Source organism: Alteromonas sp. ABH2_165, assembly GCF_056159945.1.
In genome coordinates this window covers 1-21,666 of sequence record NZ_JBSWWF010000001.1, presented here as the reverse complement: position 1 = coordinate 21,666, position 21,666 = coordinate 1, and the positions used below count along the sequence as shown (strand labels likewise).

The 21,666-nt window shown below is 49.1% G+C and carries 12 protein-coding genes; 1 reads left to right on the top strand and 11 read right to left on the bottom strand.

The window, feature by feature from the left end; translation table 11 throughout:
- Positions 1–5: 5 nt before the first annotated feature.
- From ACXAFQ_RS00060 to ACXAFQ_RS00010, 11 genes are all read right to left on the bottom strand, one after another.
- The gene (locus tag ACXAFQ_RS00060; protein WP_474817575.1) at positions 6–3,695 is read right to left on the bottom strand and encodes an AAA family ATPase; all 3,690 of its coding nucleotides are present in this window, start codon (positions 3,693–3,695) and stop codon (positions 6–8) included.
- Positions 3,695–4,912: an exonuclease subunit SbcD gene (gene sbcD, locus ACXAFQ_RS00055; RefSeq protein WP_474817574.1), complete on the bottom strand. Its 1,218-nt coding sequence runs from the start codon at positions 4,910–4,912 to the stop codon at positions 3,695–3,697. The genes ACXAFQ_RS00060 and sbcD overlap by 1 nt, the downstream gene beginning before the upstream one ends.
- 130 nt (positions 4,913–5,042) lie before the next feature.
- A complete protein-coding gene (locus ACXAFQ_RS00050) occupies positions 5,043–5,762 on the bottom strand; it encodes a transglutaminase-like cysteine peptidase (protein WP_474817573.1) in 720 nt (239 codons plus the stop codon).
- A gap of 69 nt (positions 5,763–5,831) precedes the next feature.
- On the bottom strand, positions 5,832–7,751 hold the full coding sequence (locus ACXAFQ_RS00045) for a bifunctional diguanylate cyclase/phosphodiesterase (RefSeq protein ID WP_474817572.1): 1,920 nt from the start codon (positions 7,749–7,751) through the stop codon (positions 5,832–5,834).
- Positions 7,748–9,004 (bottom strand): sensor histidine kinase, encoded by a 1,257-nt coding sequence (locus ACXAFQ_RS00040; RefSeq protein WP_474817571.1) that lies wholly within the window; start codon positions 9,002–9,004, stop codon positions 7,748–7,750. The genes ACXAFQ_RS00045 and ACXAFQ_RS00040 overlap by 4 nt, the downstream gene beginning before the upstream one ends.
- Before the next feature lie 11 nt (positions 9,005–9,015).
- Entirely contained in the window at positions 9,016–10,563 is a 1,548-nt protein-coding gene (locus tag ACXAFQ_RS00035; RefSeq protein WP_474817570.1) for a DUF3369 domain-containing protein, read from the bottom strand.
- 3 nt (positions 10,564–10,566) lie between these two features.
- Complete coding sequence (locus ACXAFQ_RS00030; RefSeq protein ID WP_474817569.1) at positions 10,567–12,225, bottom strand: sensor histidine kinase; 1,659 nt, start codon at positions 12,223–12,225, stop codon at positions 10,567–10,569.
- A gap of 26 nt (positions 12,226–12,251) precedes the next feature.
- Positions 12,252–12,842: a response regulator transcription factor gene (locus ACXAFQ_RS00025; protein WP_474817568.1), complete on the bottom strand. Its 591-nt coding sequence runs from the start codon at positions 12,840–12,842 to the stop codon at positions 12,252–12,254.
- Positions 12,843–12,844: 2 nt separating this feature from the next.
- Positions 12,845–14,176, bottom strand: coding sequence for an HlyD family type I secretion periplasmic adaptor subunit (locus tag ACXAFQ_RS00020; protein WP_474817567.1), 1,332 nt, complete (start codon positions 14,174–14,176; stop codon positions 12,845–12,847).
- Positions 14,173–16,350 carry a type I secretion system permease/ATPase gene (locus ACXAFQ_RS00015; protein WP_474817566.1) on the bottom strand — a complete coding sequence of 726 codons (2,178 nt, stop codon included), beginning with the start codon at positions 16,348–16,350 and terminating at the stop codon, positions 14,173–14,175. Before ACXAFQ_RS00015 ends, ACXAFQ_RS00020 begins: the two co-directional genes overlap by 4 nt.
- Positions 16,350–18,320 carry a TolC family outer membrane protein gene (locus ACXAFQ_RS00010; protein ID WP_474817565.1) on the bottom strand — a complete coding sequence of 657 codons (1,971 nt, stop codon included), beginning with the start codon at positions 18,318–18,320 and terminating at the stop codon, positions 16,350–16,352. Before ACXAFQ_RS00010 ends, ACXAFQ_RS00015 begins: the two co-directional genes overlap by 1 nt.
- A gap of 241 nt (positions 18,321–18,561) precedes the next feature.
- Here ACXAFQ_RS00010 and ACXAFQ_RS00005 point away from each other — a divergent pair.
- Positions 18,562–21,666 (top strand): retention module-containing protein (locus ACXAFQ_RS00005; protein ID WP_474817564.1); only part of this gene is annotated, 3,105 nt, incomplete at its 3' end.

The following is a 21,666-nucleotide window of genomic DNA, read 5'->3' as shown; positions in this document are numbered from 1 at the left end:
CTGCTTTATACCAAAGCGGCCTCTTCCATCACCTTAAACTCTGCATCGAGTTCACTTACTCCCAAACCGCTTCGCTTGTGCACTCTGATCTGCGTGGGAATACGTTCTTTCATGGCTTCAACATGGCTAATAACCCCAATCATTCTGCCCGACGCGTTCAGGTTATCCAGCGCATCAAGGGCAATATCCAAGGTTTCTGCATCCAACGTGCCGAATCCTTCATCCAGAAACAGTGAGTCGATGCTGGTTTTATGACTCACCAAATCTGATAACGCGAGCGCCAGCGCCAAACTCACCAGAAAACTCTCACCGCCCGATAACGTTCGGGTGTCACGGGTGATATCCCCCTGCCAGGTATCTGCCACCAGCAGAGAAAGGCCGTTCACTTCTTTGCGCTGCAAGCGATAGCGACCATGTAATCGGCTTAGCTGTCTATTTGCCAATACAATGAGGTTATCCAGTGTGAGTCCTTGCGCGAATTTTCTGAATTTATCGCCTTTGGAAGAACCAATCAGTTCGTTCAGTGTAGACAACACATCAAAGGCAGATTGTTTGGTTTCAATATCATCAGCAATTTGCTTCAGTTTTTGCTTCTGTTCGTCGTCGGCCTGCTTGCGCGCCTGCAATTCTCCTTTGCGGGAAAGGCATGCATCGCGGGTTGTTTCCGCTTCTTCCAGTGCTCGTTGCACTTCCGCTAATTCCATCGTTTGCCAATGGGCCGCTTCCTCACTGTTTTTCCAGTTGCTGTATGCCTTAGTAGCCTCATCAGCAAACGCACGCGTTTGCTTAAGTGCGTCCTGCAATGTTTGCTGCTGTTGTTTTAATGCTTGCAAGCCATGCTCGTCCAGTCGCGCCTGTTCAAATGCGCTATCAGAATCAAACCCTTGTTGTTCCCGACTTTGCAACCACTGCGCTTGCGCGGCTTCAAGGCGCTCTGACAAAACAGACACACTTTTTTGAAGCTGTATTGATTCGGCGTTCAGGGCCGTATGCGTATCTGTGGCCGTTTGCACCGCTTTATGTGCTTGCTCAGCGCGTTGATGGTGTAAGGCAATGGCCTGTTCAGCGTCATTGAGCGCCTCACGTGCTGGTGTATTACCCAGCAATGCTTTTCGCTGGGAAAGTGCTTCACTGTACTGTTCGAACAATACCTGAGCAGCGTGTTCAGCATCGGCAATGATTTGCTGAAGCCCCTTCGCGGCAGTTTCTTGCCCCGCGAGTTCAACATTGAGGGGGCCAGACTGACGCTCAGACTCAGCAACCTGTTGCTGTGCCGCCTCAAAACGCTGTGCTCGCGCCTGCAGATCTTTCAGCCAATCCATCAACTCCCCATCAGGTACCGTCAACCCGGCTTCTGTTACTTGCTGATGAAGCGCTTGTATCTGCGCCTGAGATTCTGTGATTACAACAGACAAGCGTTGAGCCAAAGCGGCCTGCTCTTTTTGCCCCTGTTCGAGACGCGTCAGTGCCAATTGATGATTGTTATCCGCTTTTTCTACTTTCCGCTCACATTCATTTAGCGCAGTACTTAAGAAGGTAACCGCCTCCTTTTGTGCTACCAAGGCATTTGCTTCAGCCCTTAAGGACTCCGCTTCATTTTGCAGTGCAGTCTCATATTCACCTACGCTAGTAGCCTGCTCAAGTACCAGAGTTACCGGAAGCTGATGCTGTTGTTGCTCCCACTGTGCAACAAGCTGTTGCAATTCGCCTTCGGCGTCAACAAGCCAGCGGTCAAAGCTCGATAATTCGCTCTCAAGTTGCTGGCATCGCTCCTTGAGTGCGGTCCCCGCTTCTTCTGCTTTTGAAAGTTCTAGCTCAAGGGCTTGTTTTCGTTGCAGCGTTTCTGGAATATTTATCTCGCCTTCAGCGGTTATTGGATGAGATTCCGCGCCACAGAGCGGACAAGGTACACCGTGTTCCAGTTTGGCCCGGTATTCGGCAAGTTGCTCCTCCTGCCTTACCAATTGGCTCACATCTTTTAATGACTGGCTTGTCGTCTGATACGCCTTTCTTAATGCTTGTAGCTCCTGCTTTTGCATTTCCAATCTGCTTGCCAGTGCATCACGCTGCTGCTTTTGGTTCCCCATATTCTCAGAAACCGAAAGGTAACGGCGCTGCACTTCCGCCGCTTTGCTCAAGGGCCGCCACTGGGCGTCAATCTTCTGAGCGCGTTGCTCTCCAGTAACACGTCGCTGCTCGCCGCCGAGAGTTTCAAAAGCACTAACCGCAGCCTTTGCTTCGGCTTGCTTTTCTGCCTGTTCTGAACGGGCGGTTTCAACATCAACAGCCAGTTGGTTGACCTTGGCTTGCTGTGCTGCAATAGCGGCTTGTTGCGCAGACTGCTCTGCTTCAAGCGTCTGTTTTTGCTGCTCATATTGGGCCATTAATGCTATTTGCCCTTGCCAGCCAGAAAGATGATGACTCAACACGCCATCATTTTTATGCGCATCAAGATAAGCTTGCTGCTGTTGTCGCTGAGTATTCAGCGTGGTTAGCTGCTGCCTGAGTGTGGTTAACTGATTTTCCTTATCTTTAAGTGTTTGCTGTTGTTCTGTTACTTTGCGGCGAACGTCTTGTTGCTCCTGTTGCAGGCGACCGATTTTATCGTCCAGCGGTATAACTTGCTCGTGGACAAGGGAAATGCGCGTTTTCATGTCCTGTTGTACTGCGCTGTACGCGCTGGCAGCCTGTCTGTCAGTCGCTTTTGCCGCATTTAGCGTTTGCTCTGCCGTCGCCACCTGCTGTTTCAAATCAGCTTCATTGGTGACGGCTTGCTCACGCTCCTGCTTCATGGTTTGCAGGCTTTTCCACTCCGGTAACAATTTGGCTGCTTTCTCAGCCAACAAAATACCCTGTTCCTGGGGCAGGAAATTATCGTAGTGTTGCTGCGCTTGATTCAGGTTTGCTGTAGCTTGCCGTTGTTTCTCTTCGCGTTCCGTCGCCCCCAACCACCAAGTCACGCCGTTCTGCCATTGTTCGACCTTTTGACGGGCAGACGCTAACTGGGATTCCGCACCGTCAATTGCCGTTTCCAGCGCCAACCTTTCCTCGGCAGAAAGTAACGATACGTTATCCATGCCTTCCCGTAACAGGCCTAACTCAAGCTTCGCTTTAGCGTAATTCTCATAAACCCGCATGGAAATGTCGGCGTAAATTTCAGTACCGGTCAGTTCTTCAAGCAAGGCTGCACGATCGCTTTCGCTGGCGTTGAGAAAAGCGGCAAAGTCGCCCTGAGACAACAACATAGATTTAGTAAAGCGGGCAAAGTCCAGCCCGGTAATCGCTCTTATCTCGTCATCTTTGCTTTTAACCTGATTGGCAAGCACGTCGCCGCTTGCCACTTCCGCCAATTCCACCACTGCCTGCTGTAGATTGCCATCTGCTTTTCCCCGGGCACGACGCATGCTCCAGAAAGCGCGGTAGGCTTTCCCCTTCACGGAGAATTCCACTTCTGACAGGCATTCTGCGGTTCCCCGGGTCATGATCTCATTGGAAGACTGGGTGAGATTTCCTAGTCGTGGGGTCTGGTGATAGAGCGCTAAACAAATAGCGTCCAGTAGCGTCGTTTTACCTGCACCGGTTGCACCAGTAATCGCAAACAAACCGTTATCGGTAAAAGGAGAACGGGTGAAATCTATCTTCCACTCGCCTTTAAGGGCATTGAGATTTTTAAGTCGTAGCGTAAGAATTTTCATCAGACTTCCTGCTCCTCATCCAACGAGGTCACCACGGCAGAAAATTGTTGTCGAAGCGCTTCTTTGGTTTCGTCCACCTCGCTGTCTAATAATTCAAGGCGTTTTTCAAACACCTCCTGTGGCGACAATTCCGATAAGTCTTTCTCATACTCGTTGCTCATACCCACAGTTTGTTGTTGCTGAACCCGACGTAATTGCAGCACTTCTACGGGTTTACCTTCAACCATGGCTTGAATACGCTGATGTAGATCAGACAGATACCCTTGTGTGGTCACCTCAATGCATAACCAGGTAGAGGCCTCCTGGTTCTCAAACTCACTCAGTGCCTGTTCAATGTCGTCCAAACTGCCCCGGAGCACCTGCATGTCCTGAAACAATGGTACGGGTACGGATTCAACAGAAGTGGCCTGATGGCCGTCGAAGGACACAACCAACACCTGCTTTTGTGTACCGAGCTCATCAAAACTTAGCGGAATAGGTGAACCGCTATAACGAATAATGTCAGATTTTGCTACCCGCTGGGGACGGTGAATATGGCCTAATGCTATGTAGTCTGCCGGCGGAAATCCGCCTGCATCAAAACCATCCAGGCTACCAATATAAATTTCCCGTACACTCGAAGACGCAGACACACCAAGGGCGGTAAGGTGTCCGGTAGCAATAACTGGAATATCGATGCCAAGTTCAGCGCGACGGGCTTCAGCCAACTGATATACCGAAGCGTAATGGGCTTTTATTGCCTCACCAAGACTCTGCTTTTTATCTTCTCCAGACTGACCAGCTTCGCTAACCATCACATCCCTGGCGCGAATAAACGGAATCGCGCAGACAATCCCGGTCACATCATCGTTATTATCACGGATTTCCACAACCTGCTCTGCAGGATCGGCGCACGTCGAAGCGATAACATGGGTATTCAAGCAAGAAAGCAAGCCACGGGTTTCATTGAGCACAGAAACTGAGTCGTGGTTGCCACCGAGTATGACCAATGTGCAAGCATGGGCCTGCAGAGACACCACAAATCGGCTATAAATCTCCCTGGCATAACTAGGCGGCGCCCCAGTATCAAAAATGTCACCAGCCACAATGATGGCGTCAATGCCATGCTCGTCTACCACGTTAAGTAACCAGTCGAGAAATCGCTGATGTTCATGCTTTCGATTTTGAGTGAAAAAGCTCTGACCCAGATGCCAGTCGGAAGTGTGCAGAATTTTCATGAAACTAAACTTGGGAATAATCAAACCATTACCTTACCACATGCTTTGATAGCGGGTAATGAATCAGTCAGTTTCATAGAAAGATTTGAGGTTACGTTGAGGTGAGAAATACACGGGAAGCGAAGCCGGATTATTTAACGCTAATACCCTCTGTGCTGATTTTATTGAGCAAACCACGCCAACGAGAAAGCTTAGCTGACGCTGAACCCGATGACTTCTTTTGCCCTGGCGCCCATACACCGGTACTGTTGAAACTGAACACAGGCATCAAGTCTGTTCTTTGTCGGGCGGGTAACACTTCTGAAATAAGGCTGTCGAGGATAAGCGGCTGACTGTCTGGCGTTGCGTAATAACCGAGTACCATGTGCGCTTGAGTCACCGTACTGCGGCGTCCACCTATTTTGGCTTTAACGTAAATGAGCCGAAGCTTCTCATCGGCAACACCCAAGTTAAGCAGGAAAATATACTTGGCGATGGCGTAGTCTTCACAGTCTCCCACCCGTTTAGCCAGAAATTCCGCCGGTGACGCCCAATAATCACTTTGCTTCCAAACCACGTCATCGGTTTGGTAAGTCACATTTTCACTGAAATAATGATTAATCCGCTTAAGTTGCTCGGTTTCTGACAGAGACGCTGCATCTGAAAACAATGCACTTAGCGCCGCTCTTCGCCCGCCATCAACCTTTCCACCGTGTTTTTCAACAGCTTGCCAGAATTGGTCAAAGTTTATGTTTACCAGAGCAAATGCGGTAAGGGTGCAGCAAAGCGCGAGCGCAGCTGCAGTAATCCCGACTTGCAGATTTAAGATGCGAGAAAAGAAAGAAGACGCAATACGTTTCAGCACCGACACAGCAGCTCACCCGGGGGAACTGGCTTGCTCACCAATCGTAAAGAAAGAAAAATGTTCACTCGTGCCCGCCTAACGCTTGCTGTCCAGACGTGTGATACCATCAAATCCCATGGACATCAACACTTCCTCATCTTTCTGCGATACTACGCCATCAGCAATGACTGCCATCCCGAGCGAGTGTGCCAGGTCTGCAAGGCCATTGAGGTAAACCTGGTTTGAGCGATTATTGACAACATCGTAAACATAAGCACTGTCGATTTTCAGGTATTTGAGGCCAAATTCGTGAACGTCAGCCACTTTTGAGAAACTCTCTCCAACACGTTTAAGCCCGGTGTTGACGAGGAGTTTGTCTGCCATGCGACAAAATTGTCGGAATGCGATGGGATGAGTAGCGGCAGTATGTTCCCGCAGCTCCAGTGATAACCGAGATAATACCTGACGTGAACCTTTTAACGTACTCTCTAGCTGAGAGAGTGATTTGTCACTGATAATCGACTCTTCATACAACAATACAGAACAACGCTTATCGGTATTTTCTGCCAGCCAGTTCAATGCTGTTGTCAGAGTGAGCAAATCTATTTCCTCTACCTTGCCAAAGCGTCTGGCTGCTTCTGTGAGCCGGCCAAATCCTCTCATTTCACCGTTATCATCAAAGTTAAGCAATGCTTGATAGTGCATCACACTGCCATTGTGAGAAAGCACTTTAACGGTCTGCAGGTGACAATGTTCACTCGCTTTAGCGAAATCCTGCTCCCACTGTTCAAGACTCTCACAGTGGTAATGCCGCTCAGGCACGGGCTGCAGATTAAAACCAAACACAATATCCTGCTCTTGCACTTCCTCCAACAGCTCATCTACTCTGTCGAGAAGTTCATAACTGGCTTCGTTTGGACTTAGATAAACGCCGGCGGTGACGCAGTGTAATGATGCATCACTAAATTCTGGCAAATCTGAAATAGGGTTATCTTCAACAAACACCTGCGCAATGTCTTCCATCGCCCGACATTCAGAAAGCAGCACACAGATATCAGTCTCATTTATTCGCGCAATTCTAAAATCGGTGTACAACTCGTCGTGGCGACGATAAAACTGCGCTAATTTTTCGGCGAAAGTTTTAATGAAGTGATTGAACACATCAGGCGCCATGGACTGCACATCGCCCTGATGTTTCATTAAGCTATGCATCAACAAGCCATTCTGACCATCTTTGTCTCGGTACCTAAGTTGCGATTCAAGAATAGAAAAGAAGGCATTAATGTTGACAAGTTTCGTCACCGGATCGTGCTGATCCCGCTCGCGGGCGAGTTCCAGTCGGCGGTTATTTTCAACGAGATTCGCTTTAAATCGATCGGCCAACGAGTTCATCGCGTTAACCACTCTGGCAAAGTCAGCCGTCCACGGGCGGGAAATTTTTATAAATTTTCGTTCAGAGAAGCTGTTAGCCTGGTTAACTATATTGCCAAGGGGCTTAAGAATGACCCTGAGAATCAACGAACCGATAATACCTATGGCGGCCATCAGAACCAGAATACTGATCACGAAACTTTTGAACTTTGACCACAGTGAATCCATGGCGAAAGCGGTTTGACTTTCAACATACAAGGTACCGTAGAGATCCCAGCCATCACTCACTTGCGATATGCCTGGCGCCACTTCCAGTGCGGCTAATTCCTGAAACCAGTTTGGTGCCGTTGATGGCTCCCCTTCGTAGTAGATTTCATCAATAATACCGCCGTTATTATCCTCAAGACGAATTCTTGCATAGTGCCCGGAGTCAAATTTTGCTGACAACATTAATCTGATTTCTGCCGGTGACTTTTCAGCCTGCGTTAAAACCAGCGCAAGTGAATTGGCATCATCGTTATTTTTTAAATAAAGCTGTTCTTCAGTATTCTGCTGAGTCGAAAAAAACAACACCAGAAAGCTTACCATGCTGTTAAGTGCAATGATCGCCAGTACCGCAATCCAAAGTTGTTTATTCAGCGTCACAGATTACCACTCGCCTCATCTTCAAGTTCTACCGGCAATGTCAAAGTGAAAGAGGTACCTTCACCCACTTCCGTTTTCATTTTCAGTTTGCCCTGCATTTTGTCTTCCGTCAGGGTTTCCACGATATGAAGGCCCAACCCACTGCCTCCCTGCTCCCGCCGGGTAGTGAAATAGGGTTCGAACATCACATCTCTGAATTTAACGGGAATACCCTTACCATTATCAGCAATAGTGATGATTGCCGACGATTCGGTGGAGGTTACCGTTAATGTAATTTGGGGGTCGGTTATGGTACTGTCGAAAGCATGAATAGAGGCGTTAAACAGCAGGTTTGTCAGTACCTGTGACAGCGCGCCCGGATAACTCTTCATCATGAAGGTTTCCTCGATATCTTCTTCCAACACGATTTCAATTTGCTTCGCTTTCAACTGCGGCTTAACACTGCTCAGCACGCTTTCAATGGTACTGTGCAGAGGAAAGGTAAGCAGTCGATCCGCGCTTTGGTTAACCGCATTCGTCTTGAAGTCTCTGACTAGTTTGGCTGCGCGACCAAGATTAAATGTCAGTAAATCTGCGACCTCATTGCTTTCTTCGATAAACTCTTCAAAATATTCCTCGGTTAACGAACCGTCATTAAAGCTTTTGTTGAGGTCATCCACACTTTCTTTTAAATGTGACAACGACGTAATCGCCACGCCAAGTGGATTGTTTATTTCATGGGCCACTGATGCCACCATGCCCCCTAACGTACTCATTTTCTCTAATTCGATAGCCGCTTGCTTTTTCTCACGCAAATAATCAGATTCAATAAGTAGAGGCGTAAACTCCAAGATGACGCGTTGTAAGTTGATATCCTGTTTATCTATCACCTTGTCACTGGTCAGCACAATAAAGCCGCCCACCAGTTCTGTATTGGCAATCATATAAACAGCAACCGACAATCCTTGCATTCCGCTTTCGTTTAACCATGAAGCCATGGCCACCGATATTTTGTCATCGTCGACCCATCCACTTTCCCTGGCAGCAAGCATGGGCTCCAGAACATGTCTTTCTAAATGTCGGGGCGCATCAATGCCCATACTGTCTAAAGCGATGCAGCTATCGGCACTGATTGACCAACAAGACACGTGCTGGCATTCTGCAGCAATAAAGATAGCCTGATCGAGAAAAGTAAATTGCGCTTGTACCGGGAGATCCCTCAGTAAGGTCGTTCCCAGTAGTTCTCCCATCGCTTTTGTGACAGATTTACTCATTCAAACACTCCTTAGTCCGGAAAGTTTTCACGAATCGACCAGAAAAAATCGATATCTTCGATCATCAGGTCTGATAGCGTAGGATCAAATTTAGCGCCTTTTTGCGCGCTGAGTTGACTAAGCACCTCATCCTTAGACATCGCCGCGCTATTGTCAGAACCAGACGTCATACGATCGAACTCTGCAGCAAGCGAAATAATGCGTGCGCTGACAGGAATGGTTTCGCCGCTGAGCTGATTGGGATACCCTTCACCATCCCATTGTTCGTGGAATGTCTGGCAGGCTTGTGCAGCCTTCTTCATCATTGGCTTATCAGACTTACTCAACAACGCTGCTCCCACATTAGGATGGTTTTTCAGCAACGCCATTTGTTCAGCAGAAAGGCTCTCTTCACTCTGTAAAACCGTATCTGGCAGGGTGATTTTACCGATATCACATATAGGCGCGAGCCGGCGAATAGTCTCAGCATCATCAACGCCTAAACCAGCACGTCGTGCCAGTTCATAACTCAGTTCTGCTGTGCGTAGACTGTGTGAGTTACTTTCACTACTGCGCTGTTCAGCCAGGTTTCCGAGTAAGTGAAGAATATCGGATTGTGTGCCTTTGATTTCTTCACTGATCATCAGATTCTCGTAAACCAGTGACACGTTGATGCAGTAAATTTCCAAGAATTCTTTTTGAGAATCCGTTAACGCCCCTTTGGTTTCTATAAAGAGCAGGTTCTCGTACCCCTTATCCGTGCAGGTATAAAACACGTAACCATTATCAAAGTGCTGAGATTTCTTGGTGGCTAACACTTCTTTAAAACAAGTTTCGACATCTTCTGGCACCATAGGCGCACTACTTTCTTTGATGTCAGCCAGGCTGCCGGTAGCAGCAAGCACCGCCCGCTCCTTCGCACCGCTGCCTTCTTGCGGAAAGGTCGAACAGTAAATGGCACTGGAATCTAACTGCAACAGGTTCATGATTTCTTTAAGTACCGCTGAAGCAAAATCATTCAAAGAATGGGTTTGCAACATTTTGGTGGTACTTTCGATAACCTGTCTGAGCCCCTTACGATGATTTTCAATGGTGGAAATATCACGATAAGATCGTAACCCCGTATACATCAGGGTTTTCAGCTTCTGACTCGTGAGCTCGGTTTTTTCTTTGTAGTCGTTGATATCATAGCGTTCAATAACTTCATGCTCAGGCGCCTGCCCCGGCTGTCCCGTTCTGAGCACCAGACGACATGCATTGTTTTGCAGATCTTTGCGAACGTAGTGCACCACATCCAGGCCGGCATGATCGGTTTCCATCACCACGTCTACCAGCGCCAGCGCGATATCCGTTTCGGTATTAAAAATTTCCATCGCTTCCTTGCCTGAATAGGCGTGCAAGAATTCGATTTTTTTGCCATCAAAGCGAAAACGCTTGAGGGTCAAGTCTGTCACCCGGTGAACTTCTGTTTCGTCGTCAATGATTAGCACTTTCAGCGGTGATGATGCCTTCTCTTCAACGGTTTCATTCCCGGAAGGTGCAACGACTTCTTTCTTCTTGGCAAATAAAGGATTTCCCATCAGTTACTCCTTATCATCTAAGTCTTTAATTCGTAATGAAACCCACAAGCCACCTTCTGGCTCTTCTCCGTGATTAAGCTCACCCTGAAGCTTACTTTTCACCAGGTTGTACACCACGCTTAAACCCAGCCCAGCATTTCCCCCGCCACGTCGGGTGGTGAAAAATGGGTCAAAAATCTTACCGAGGTCTTCTTTGGCCACCCCTTCACCGTTATCCGAAAACTTGAGCATTACCCATTTACCAAATGTGGTAACGCGTATGGAGATAACGCAGTCCTGCTCTTTGTTGGCAAAGCCATGAATCGAAGCATTTGAAGCCAGTGCGTCCAGCACTTGATTAATTACCGTGGGGTAAGTGCATATTTCTGAACGACGGCCTATTTCAATGTTAATTTTCACTTTGGTAGACATCGCGTTCTGCTTATAGTGTTCTGCAAAATTTTCTACCAGTTCAGCCACATCTACGGTTTCAGGCGCAACCGAATCATCAGCGTTAATGACGTCAATTTTTTTGAAAGATGAAATAAGTTTAGATGCTCTTTTCAGGTTTCCCAGTGCCATTGCGAGCACTTCTTTACCGGATGTAATAAATTCCTCGAATCTATCCTCATCTAAATCGCCGTTATCGAAATCTTCCTTCAAATCACGGATAAGATCGTTAACGTGAGAGCAACTCGTAATACTGATCCCAAGCGGCGTGTTGACTTCGTGGGCGATACCGGCGACCAGTCCGCCCATCGCGCCTATTTTTTCTGCCTCTACGGTTTTTTCCTGGGCAAATTTAAGATCCTGTAAGGCACTTTGGCGCTCGTCGCTGAGGCGGTGCACTTTTAAGGCGAAGTAAACGATGTACAACACCATCAGGCTGAAAAGAAAAGCAAGTACAGGAATTAAAATGTAGAACCGGTTGAACAGATCTTCCGGAGGATAAACCACCATTTCCCACTGTTGATTGAAAAGAGTAACTTCACCTCTAAAGGGTTCTGCTAACGCAGACGAATACTTAACATCCGAAAAGGCCACATTCTTTTTATCGTCTTGCGTTTGATAAACGATAAAGTTACTAGCAATACGATTACTGATCGCGAGCCTCGCCGCCTTGTGCACGTCTACCACCATAATCAATAACATTTTGTGATCGGGCATAGCACGGACCAACGAAACAAACTTACGTTGGGTATCGTCAATGGCAAACAATTCTGTCGAATAGTCATCCATATTGCCCACCGTTCGCATATCAACATAGGTTCGCGTTATATCGCGCATCTGCTTACGACCAAGAAATTCATAGCCATCTGCCACAACCCAGTACTTAATTTCTGGTAGCGTACTTTTGGCTCCGGCGCGAATGTCGTACTCGTAGATGCCAATTCCGCTTATTGCCGGATTATGCTCCAGAATCACTTCCGCAAAATATTCAAATTCGATGCTATCGACACTTTCTGACGAGTCGAAAAACTTGTTTTGTAAGTGCAGTGCGTATTCGAAATCGTTGAGATTAACGTTGAAATGATCGATAAATTCTTTCACCGGCCCATCAAACGAAGCGACACGCTCCTGCTCTGAAAGCTTCTTGTAAAGCTGAAAGCCGCCGAGAATGCAAAGTATGCTGAAAAGCGCTCCCAACCCAATGACGGTCTTATTTTGAAAAGTGTAAGTCACAATGCCCTCATACTTATTTCGGAATGCTATTGTGGAGCGCTATTAAAGCGACCAATTTTTAACAACAAGGCCACCCGGTCTTTCACCCGGTACTTTTTAAGAATAGAAGACATATGTTCTTTTACTGTCCTCACGGTGATATTTAACGTTTCAGACATTTGCTGATTCGATTCACCCTTCAACAATAGTTGCAGAATTTCTCGTTCACGTTCGGTAAGCACCTCACCGCTATCTTCCCGTAACGTATAGCCAGGGTGTTCGCTCAAGCGATGGAACATGGCTGTCACCAAACCGCCAGGGATCCATAAACCGCCAGCAGAGATAGCCTGGCTAATGGCGTCGCAGTGACGAAATACCTCTGTGGCATTGCAGTAAGCCCGGGCGCCGAGCAATAAGCTCCCCTGCATTTCTTTGATATCGGGTTGATAACTGACAACCACGGGAGATATCTCTACAGCTACCGCATCACGGACCACTCTCTGCCAGTTGGGCTCGCGGGTATCGATCCAACATATCCCACCTGAATTAATAGTCGAAAAAGAGGCATTCAGCCAAGAATCAGCGTCAGAAAGTGAGGAAATTTTCCTGAGTGCATCGCCAAGAATAAAAAATTTCATTTCTACCGTTCCCTTAAAGCAGAAGTTGAAGCACGAATCAGAGGGTTAAGCAGATATCGCATTACCGTGCGTTTGCCTGTGATGATATCGACTTGCACCATCATGCCGGGCAGAATATCCAGTTCACCGGCATCACGTGCCGCGGTGGATAAGCGCACAAGATAGAAGGTTCGGTCCTGATCATCGGTTACAGTGTCGGCACTTATATGTTCCACAGAGGCATTCATGCCGCCATAAATGGCGTAGTCATAGGCACTGAATTTTAAAATTGCGGGCTGCCCTAACTTGAGAAAGGCAATGTCTTTCGGCGGAATTTTCGCTTCCACTAACAGCACGTCGTCAGAGGGAATAAGCTCAGCAACAGCGCTTCCCGGTGTAATGACTCCTCCTACGGTGTTGACTAACAAGCGCTGAACGGTGCCCGACACAGGGGCGCGTATTTCAGACTGCTTGACCACATCCTGAAGGCCAGTTTGCGACTCCTGCAAGGTTTGTAACGTGGCCACGGCTTCGTTCAATTCCTCACTCCAGCGGTTCTGCATTTTTAACCGCGCCTCTTTCAGGTTGTTTTGTTCTTCGTCGATGGTCGCTTCACTGCGAAAAATGGCGGCTCGGGTACGCTGAATAGCCCCTTGGTTTTCTATGATCTGGCGCTCTAAACGTAAAATATCGATTTCAGACACCGCCCCCGATTCAAGCAATGGACGGGTTACACTTAACTCTCGCTCAGCTAAGGTTAAAGTGTCCTGAAACTGTTTGAGCTCAGAGCGAAATGATTCCACGTCCTGTTCTCGCTGGGCTATCCGACTTTCAAATCGGGCCTCTGTTTCCTCCAATTCTCTGATACTGGAATAGTAAAGTGCCGTTTCGTTGGTCACGATATCGGGTGCGGCTAGCCTCAGATCATCGGTGAAAGCCAGAGGCTCGCCACGGGTCTGAGCGGAAAGGCGTTCAACCTTGGCCGAAACCGCATTCATTCGGGTGCTGTTCTCCTGCAGAGAGGAGATATAACGGGTGGGATCAACGCGCAGTATCACGCTTCCCGCTTTAACAAACTGCCCTTCCTTAACCAGGATGTCCTGCACGATGCCACCATCGTACGATTGCAAGACCTGTAGCTGGCTAGAAGGCACCACTTTGCCATCACCCCGGGCCACTTCATCAACCGGTGCTAAGCACGCCCAAACGATAAGTACCACTATGGTCATTACCACGCCATAAAGCAGCACTCTTGCACGCAGTGGTCGTTGTTGAATACGTGCCCACTCGGCTTCTAACACCCAATCGTTATCGGGCGGAGGCGTCAAACGTTCCCTCATCCAGGAAAAAATCATGAGTTTGCCCCTCCTTTTAGCGCTGATGCCAAGCGCAGCATGATCTCGTCTCTAGGGCCATCGGCAATAATGCGGCCACGGTCAAGCACCACGATGCGGTCCACCAGGCTGAGTAATGACTGCCTGTGTGTATTCAGAATTAAGGTTTTACCCTTGGTTTCTCTGGCCAGAAGTTGGGTTATTTTCTGCTCTGCTGCCGCATCCATGGCGGACGTGGGCTCATCCATTAAGTACATGGCAGGTCTGCGGATGAGCGCTCTGGCCAGCGCCACCGATTGGCGCTTACCGCCTGAGAGCAAGCAGCCGCCTTCACCGACACTGAGATTTAAACCATCGGGGTGGTGATTCACGAAATCGGTCAACCCGCAGGCGCCGAGAATTTCCCAAATGAAATCTTCGTCATAGTCTTCCTGAAAAACGGTGATGTTATCTTTCAAACTTCCGGTAAACAGATTGATGTCTTGCGGCACATAGCCAATTTGATTACGCAACGTACTCGGCTCATATTGCTGTAAGTCGATATTATCCAGGGTGATGATTCCACTGGTGGGCGCATAGGCGTGCAGCAGCATCTTGTGAATTGTGGTTTTACCCGAGCCGTTGTTGCCCAGAATGGCCACCCGCTCACCGGGTTCAATGGTTAGTGATAATCGACTGATTACATGAGAAGCCTGATTGGGATAAGCGAAAGACACGTTATCGAATGCGAACTTACCTTTGATGCAGGTATGCTGTGTCCATTTGCGACTACCATCAGACTCTTCCTCTTTCTCCATAAGCTCCGAAAGGGTTTCATAAGCCACTTTGGCGTGATGATATTGGGCGAGCAGCCCGGCTGCCTGAGACAATGGCCCCATAGCTCTGGATGACAGCAGGTAAGCCGCAATTAAACCACCTTGTGTCAGTTCACCGTCGACCATGAGAAACACGCCTACCACCAGAATAGCGACACCCACAGACTGCTGAATCCACAGCGCGGCATTGGTAACCGATGTGCCTGCCAGGCGGAGCTTTGCGTTAATTTTTGCGAGATTAATGGAGTAAATCTCCCAATCTCGCTGAATATGATGGCCTGCATTGAAAAACTTCACGTCTTCAAACATCTTCACTGACTCGGTCACCAACCCGTTGCGTGCCGATGACGCCTCACTGGCATTGGTAGCAAGCTTCGCCATGTTTCGCTGCGCATAAAGCCCGAAGCCAAGTAAAATCAAACCGCCAACAATAATAGGCAACGCCAGAAAGCCGCTGATCAAAGCAATGATGACAATAAAGAAGATGGCGAAAGGTAAATCGACCAGAGACACCAAAGTTAATGAGTTGGTGAATCCCCGGATTGCCTCGAAAGACTGCAGATTGCTGACGAAAGCGCCTGTTGACTGAGGCTTAACGTTGAACGAAAACCCAAGCACCTTTTGCATTAGATTAGCGGTAAGGCTGATATCAATGCGACTTGCTGCGAGTTCAACAAAGAAATGCCGCAGCATACGTAAGCTAAACTCTGCCAACAGCACCAGGCCCGCACCAATGGCGAGCACCCAAAGGGTTTCAATAGCGGCATTGGGCACCACGCGATCGTACACATTCATCACAAACAAGGGCATAGCCAGCGAAAGTAGACCGATGAAAACCGATGCCAGTAGCACATCCCTATACAGCGGAATGGCCGTTGATACCGCGCTCCACAACCAACTGGTCTCCGTGTCGCTTTCTGCAACCGAGGGCGGACGGCCGATTTTGTTGTCGGGGCGCAGGAATATGACGAATCCGGTAAATTCAGTGTCAAGTTCACTAAGGGAAACTTTTTCCACGGTTTCCGATGAGTCTGGAAAAACAACTTCGGCAACATGCTTCTCTGTGTCTAGCCCAACCAAAACGCATGAACGTTGTTCCTCAAGCACCAAAATCACGGGCAGAAGAGATTTATTTATTTCGGTTAGCGGCCTTTTCACTATTTTACAGTGTAGCCCGACGCGGCTGGCAGCTCTGGGCATTACCGACGGCGAGAGTTCTTCATGCTGCATAGGCAAACCTGCCAAAACAGCATCGGCAATCATGGTGATGCCATGAAAATCACAGATTGTTTTCAGACAAGCCATCAGACACCCGCCACGTACCGTTGAACGGGCTGCGATTTCCTCGACAGAAAGGTGAGAAAGATTGGGTGGTGACATTAGCGCTCCATACCCCTAGTTTCAGGCAATGCAGCGTTGTTAATAAAGCGAATTTCTACTCTACGATTAGCCTTGTCGGCTGCATCCGTGTTGTTATCAATAGCAGGGCTGTCCTCGCCAAGGGCAATCACCGAGAACCGGGATTCGAGGCCTCCTGTTGTGACTTGGGTTGTTAACCAGTCAGCCACATTTTGCGCCCGCTTGAGTGAGAGAGCCTGATTATAATTCCGGTTACCTTTTAGTGAGGCATGACCGTATAATTGGATAGCATTCGACGGCGATTCATTCAGAAAATCCACAACAGGTTGTAACGCCTTTTTTTGATCTTCACTCAATGAGGCGTCATTTTCAGCGAAGAAGGCATTCATTGCGGGGCGCAGCTCTGGCTCCAGCAATGGCGTTGGCTCAGGAGCGACAGACGCCGAGTCCTCGACCATTTCATCGCCAAAGGGGTCTACGACCATGGGTTCTTCTATTTCCTGATGACAGCCAAAGTCGTCTGCAGTTACATTTGCAGGTGTGTCTGGACATTCATCCCATAGGTCAGTTACCCCATCACCGTCGCTGTCTCGTACCAGAATGTTGGTTTCCTGAGACATCACGTCGGTACTTTCCGCCGGACAAACATATTTGGGGTCGTAAACTGCACCAGACAATCTGATTGCTTCGGTTACGTTAAAGTCCGAGCGCGTTACTGCCAGAAATTCAGCAAGCTTGCCGCTACCCGCCAACAATCTGAGTACCGCTTTGTACTGGGTATATAAGGCTTCAGTGTAAGCCCGGCCAGATTCATAGGCCTCATTTTCTGAGTCGAGCAGATCAAGCAGTGTTCGTTCGCCGATTTTGAATTGATCAAGATATGCCGTTCTTACTCTGCTTGCAGACAAGCGGTGTTCGTTCAACGCAGGTAATTGTCTGTCGAGATTGCGAATATCGTTAAATGCAATCTGCACGGTTTGCCTGACATCGCGACAGGAGCGATCTCTCAGATCAAGGGCTTGGTCTTTCAGGGCGAGGGCTGACTTGATTTGCGCGCGATCAGCACCGCCGTTATAGAAGTTGTAGGAGACTTCAATGCCTACCCGTCCCTCCGTTATCGTATTGTCTAACCCCGCCTGGTCCCGTGTTTGCGTACCGTAACTTCCCACTAAATTTACCGTTGGCAAATAGCGAGACTGCGCAGAATCAATGGAGAATTGATTAGAGCGAATGTTGTACCAGGTCGCGAGGAAGCCTGGATTGTATTGATAAGCCACCATCAGACTGTCGACGACAGACGCGGGCAAATCAACATAAATCAGATTATCTATGCCGGCAAGCTCATCAGGGGGGCGTTTACCCGTTAGGCGCTGATAACGCGAAGCGACATCATGTAAATTAGACTGCTCCGTCATTACATTAGATTCGGCCAAATACAAACGCCCACTAATTTGCTCGAGGTCAGCGCGTCTCGCCACACCGGCCTGCGCACTTTTTTCTATCTGCTTGTATACATCAACGTGTGTTCTTAAGTTGTCTTCAGCCACGCGAAGCAATTCGCGATAAAGAAGCATATCGGCGAATGCAGTGGCCACTTCCAACGAGATCAGTTCCACCTGATTCAGTAATTCCAGGTATCTGACTTTTTGTGCCGATTCGAGCCGCTTAATTTCGGACGATGTGAAGAAGCCATCAAAAAGCATTTGTGTGGCTGTAAGGCGGATCTCGCTATCAGAATAGCTCTGATCAAGGCCGGAATTTCGTCTTACTAAGGCGCTTCTCGCGGTTAAATCAACTGTGGGTCGATACCCCGATCGCGCCACCTTGGTATCTTGCCTCGCGCTTTGCAGATCCTGCCAGGCCGCGTTGATATCAGGGTGGGAATCTATTGCCTCACGCACTACTTCAGAGAGTTGTATCGGTTCTGCTGAGGTAGCACGAACACTAATTAACCCGAAAGCTAACAACAAAAATAACCATCGAATTGGCATATGTTCTCCACGATTAAATAACTGAAACAAAATTAATCTCGGCGGTAATTAAGCCTGTTACTTAAAGGTAGACACTGGAATCTGAACCCGCAAACTACCGAGGTCAGAAAAAGATTAAAAAAAATTTCTGACTTAAATCATTTGTAAAACAGAACCTTATTAAAAGCCTGTTCTCTGGTACAGGGCCGGACTTTTTGACTGACCTATCTTTGAGTGCATTAACAGTCACAGGTTTTAAGTCATGCTCAATGTCACAAATGTCACTGGTGAAGTGATTATCCGTCTGCCCAATGGCGAAGAACGTCCGGTTGTTGCCGGCGATGTTATTCCATCAGATGCTGAAATCATTGCTGAAAACGGCGGTCAGATAATGACCGAAGAGTTAGGCAGTGTTGTATTAAGTGCCGGCGTTCCACAGCGTGTTGAATCGCTCGAAAATTTCACTGCAGCCACCTCAGATGATGAATTCGTCGTCTACGATGACTCTCTTGATGATGTATTGAGTATGGTTGATGGCGGTGCAGATGCTGATGTTGATAACGCAAGTAGCGAAGTTGACATCGACGCGCTACTTAGCGGCGATGGCGATATTCTCGACGCCTTAGAAGAAACCGCTGCCGGTCTTGGTGGTGGCGGTGGTGGCGGCGGTGCCTCCTTTGTGCAATTAAGTAGAATTGCCGAAGATGTCGACCCCCTCGCCTTCGAATTTGAACCAACAACTGGCAACGAAGCCACACTCGAAGACACAGACGCTGCTGGTAACGAAGCAGACGCAGAGCCAACAACCCTTGAAGATGTCGTCATTAGCGGCGACTTCCCTCCCGTGGTATCGGGTGAATCGAACCTTGCGCCTGACACCCCCGTGACCATCATTGTCACCGATGAAAACGGTACTGAAACGACCATTGATGCGCCAGTCGCAGAGGACGGAAGCTTCACCGTTACACTTCCGGATACATTGGAAGACGGCACCTTTGATATTGTTGTAGAAGCACCCGACCCGCAAACGGGTACGGTTACCTTTTCAGACACGTTTGTGGTGGATACCACCGCCCCAACTATCACGGTTGATCCCGTTGACGTTACCAACGATCCATTCATTGAAATAACAGGCTCAAGCGATCTACCTGCAGGCAGCGAAGTCAGTGTGACGATTGTTGACGCCGCAGGAAATACGCAAACTGTCGTAGCAGTTGTCGCTGATGATGGCAGCTTCTCCGTTGTCCCCGACGCGCCTCTAGCCGAAGGCGCATTCGACATTTCTGTATCGGCAACGGATGAAGCCGGCAATACAACCACGGTAGAGTCAAGTGGTGAAGCAGATTTCACACCGCCAACAGTGACTTTTGATGTGACAACTACCCCGGGTGAGCCTGCCGTCGTCAATGGTAATACTGACCTTGCGCCTGGTAGTACGGTAACCGTGACTGTTACAGACGCCAATGGCGATGCGTTTGATCTTGTTGCCGATGTACAAGCTGATGGTTCTTTTGCTGCAACACTGCCTGCTGACTTAGCCGAAGGTGACTACACCGTTTCTGTTGAAGCTACAGATCCTGCGGGTAATCAAACGCAAACTGCCGGTGAATTCACCGTAGAGGCTGATGCGCCAGTTGCAGAAGAAACCACAGAGCCAACTCCACCGCCAGCAGCTGAAGAAGAAACGACAACGCCGCCAGAAGAGGCTGGTACAACTGAGCCTGCGCCAGGAGAAGAAGAAGTAACGCCGGGTATAGAAGAGCCTGCGCCAGGGGAAGAAGCAGCAACGCCGGGTACAGAAGAGCCTGCGCCAGGGGAAGAAGCAGCAACGCCAGGTACAGAAGAGCCTGCGCCAGATACTGAGGCACCAGACGGAACCACGGAAGCTGAAACCTCACCAACACTGACAATTGATCCTGCTACACCAGGCAACGATGCCACACCCACAGTTTCAGGTACTACAGACTTACCTGCTGGCGAAACAGTATCGATCACCGTTACCGATGCGAATGGTGACGACCAAACTTTCACTGCTACCGTACAACCTGACGGTTCGTTCAGCGCCGATGTCCCTGCGGATCTAGCTGAAGGTGCTTACACGGTTGACGTTACAGCCACCGATGCTGCTGGTAACACAACAACGGCAACAGACGCGGGCGGTGAAGTTGATACTTCCGCACCAACAGTGACCGTTGATCCACAAAATACAGGCAATGACGCCACACCAACGGTATCGGGTACCACAGATTTGCCTGCTGGCGAAACGGTATCGATCACGGTAACTGATGCGAACGGCGACGCCCAAACCTTCACCGCTACCGTACAGCCTGACGGTTCGTTCAGCGCAGACGTTCCAGCGGATTTGGCCGACGGTGCCTATACGGTTGAAGCGACCGCCACCGATGCGGCTGGTAATACAACGACAGCAACAGAAACTGGCGGTGAAGTGAACACCGCCGCTCCATCACTGTCTTTAAACCCACAATCGCCCGATTCAGATACTACACCCACGGTATCTGGCACAACGGATCTACCGGCTGGCGAAACCGTGTCGATCACGGTAACCGATGCCAATGGCGATGCTCAAACCTTTACCGCCACTGTTCAACCTGACGGAACATTCAGCGCCGATGTGCCTACAGATTTAGCTGAAGGCGCATACACAGTCGAAGCGTCAGCTACAGACGCTTCTGGGAATACAGCAACGACAACAGAAGCTGGCGGTGAAGTTGATACTACCGCACCTACCGTCACGCTGGACGCGCAGACAACGGATAATGACGCAACGCCAACGGTGTCTGGCAGCACGGATTTACCGGCTGGTGACACCGTCTCGATCACGGTAACTGACGCCAATGGTGATGCCCAAACCTTTACGGCAACCGTACAGCCTGACGGAACATTCAGTGCGGATGTGCCTGCGGATTTAGCCGACGGTGCTTACACGGTTGAAGCGACCGCCACCGATGTGGCAGGCAACGCGAATACCGCTACCGATAACAACGGCGAAATTGACACCGCAGTCCCAACGGTTACGCTGGACGCACAGACAACAGGTAATGACGCTACGCCTAATGTTTCAGGTACCACGGATCTGCCGCTCGGCGAAACCGTGTCGATCACGGTAACGGACGCCAACGGCGACGCGCAAACTTTCACAGCAACAGTTCAGCCAGACGGCTCGTTCAGCGCAGACGTTCCAGCGGATTTGGCCGACGGTGCCTATACGGTTGAAGCGACCGCCACCGATGCGGCAGGTAACGCGACCACCGCCACCGACAACAACGGTGAAATTGATACTGCAGCACCAGTTATCACTCTTGATCCACACTCGCTAGGTAATGACGCCACACCAACGGTTTCGGGA

What these genes read in the sequence shown, in the direction of transcription:
- ACXAFQ_RS00010 (WP_474817565.1), bottom strand. Translation starts at nt 18,320, where the DNA reads ATGCCAATTCGATGGTTATTTTTGTTGTTAGCTTTCGGGTTAATTAGT.
- ACXAFQ_RS00040 (WP_474817571.1), bottom strand. Translation starts at nt 9,004, where the DNA reads ATGAGTAAATCTGTCACAAAAGCGATGGGAGAACTACTGGGAACGACC.
- sbcD (WP_474817574.1), bottom strand. Translation starts at nt 4,912, where the DNA reads ATGAAAATTCTGCACACTTCCGACTGGCATCTGGGTCAGAGCTTTTTC.
- ACXAFQ_RS00020 (WP_474817567.1), bottom strand. Translation starts at nt 14,176, where the DNA reads ATGATTTTTTCCTGGATGAGGGAACGTTTGACGCCTCCGCCCGATAAC.
- ACXAFQ_RS00035 (WP_474817570.1), bottom strand. Translation starts at nt 10,563, where the DNA reads ATGGGAAATCCTTTATTTGCCAAGAAGAAAGAAGTCGTTGCACCTTCC.
- ACXAFQ_RS00025 (WP_474817568.1), bottom strand. Translation starts at nt 12,842, where the DNA reads ATGAAATTTTTTATTCTTGGCGATGCACTCAGGAAAATTTCCTCACTT.
- ACXAFQ_RS00015 (WP_474817566.1), bottom strand. Translation starts at nt 16,350, where the DNA reads ATGTCACCACCCAATCTTTCTCACCTTTCTGTCGAGGAAATCGCAGCC.
- ACXAFQ_RS00060 (WP_474817575.1), bottom strand. Translation starts at nt 3,695, where the DNA reads ATGAAAATTCTTACGCTACGACTTAAAAATCTCAATGCCCTTAAAGGC.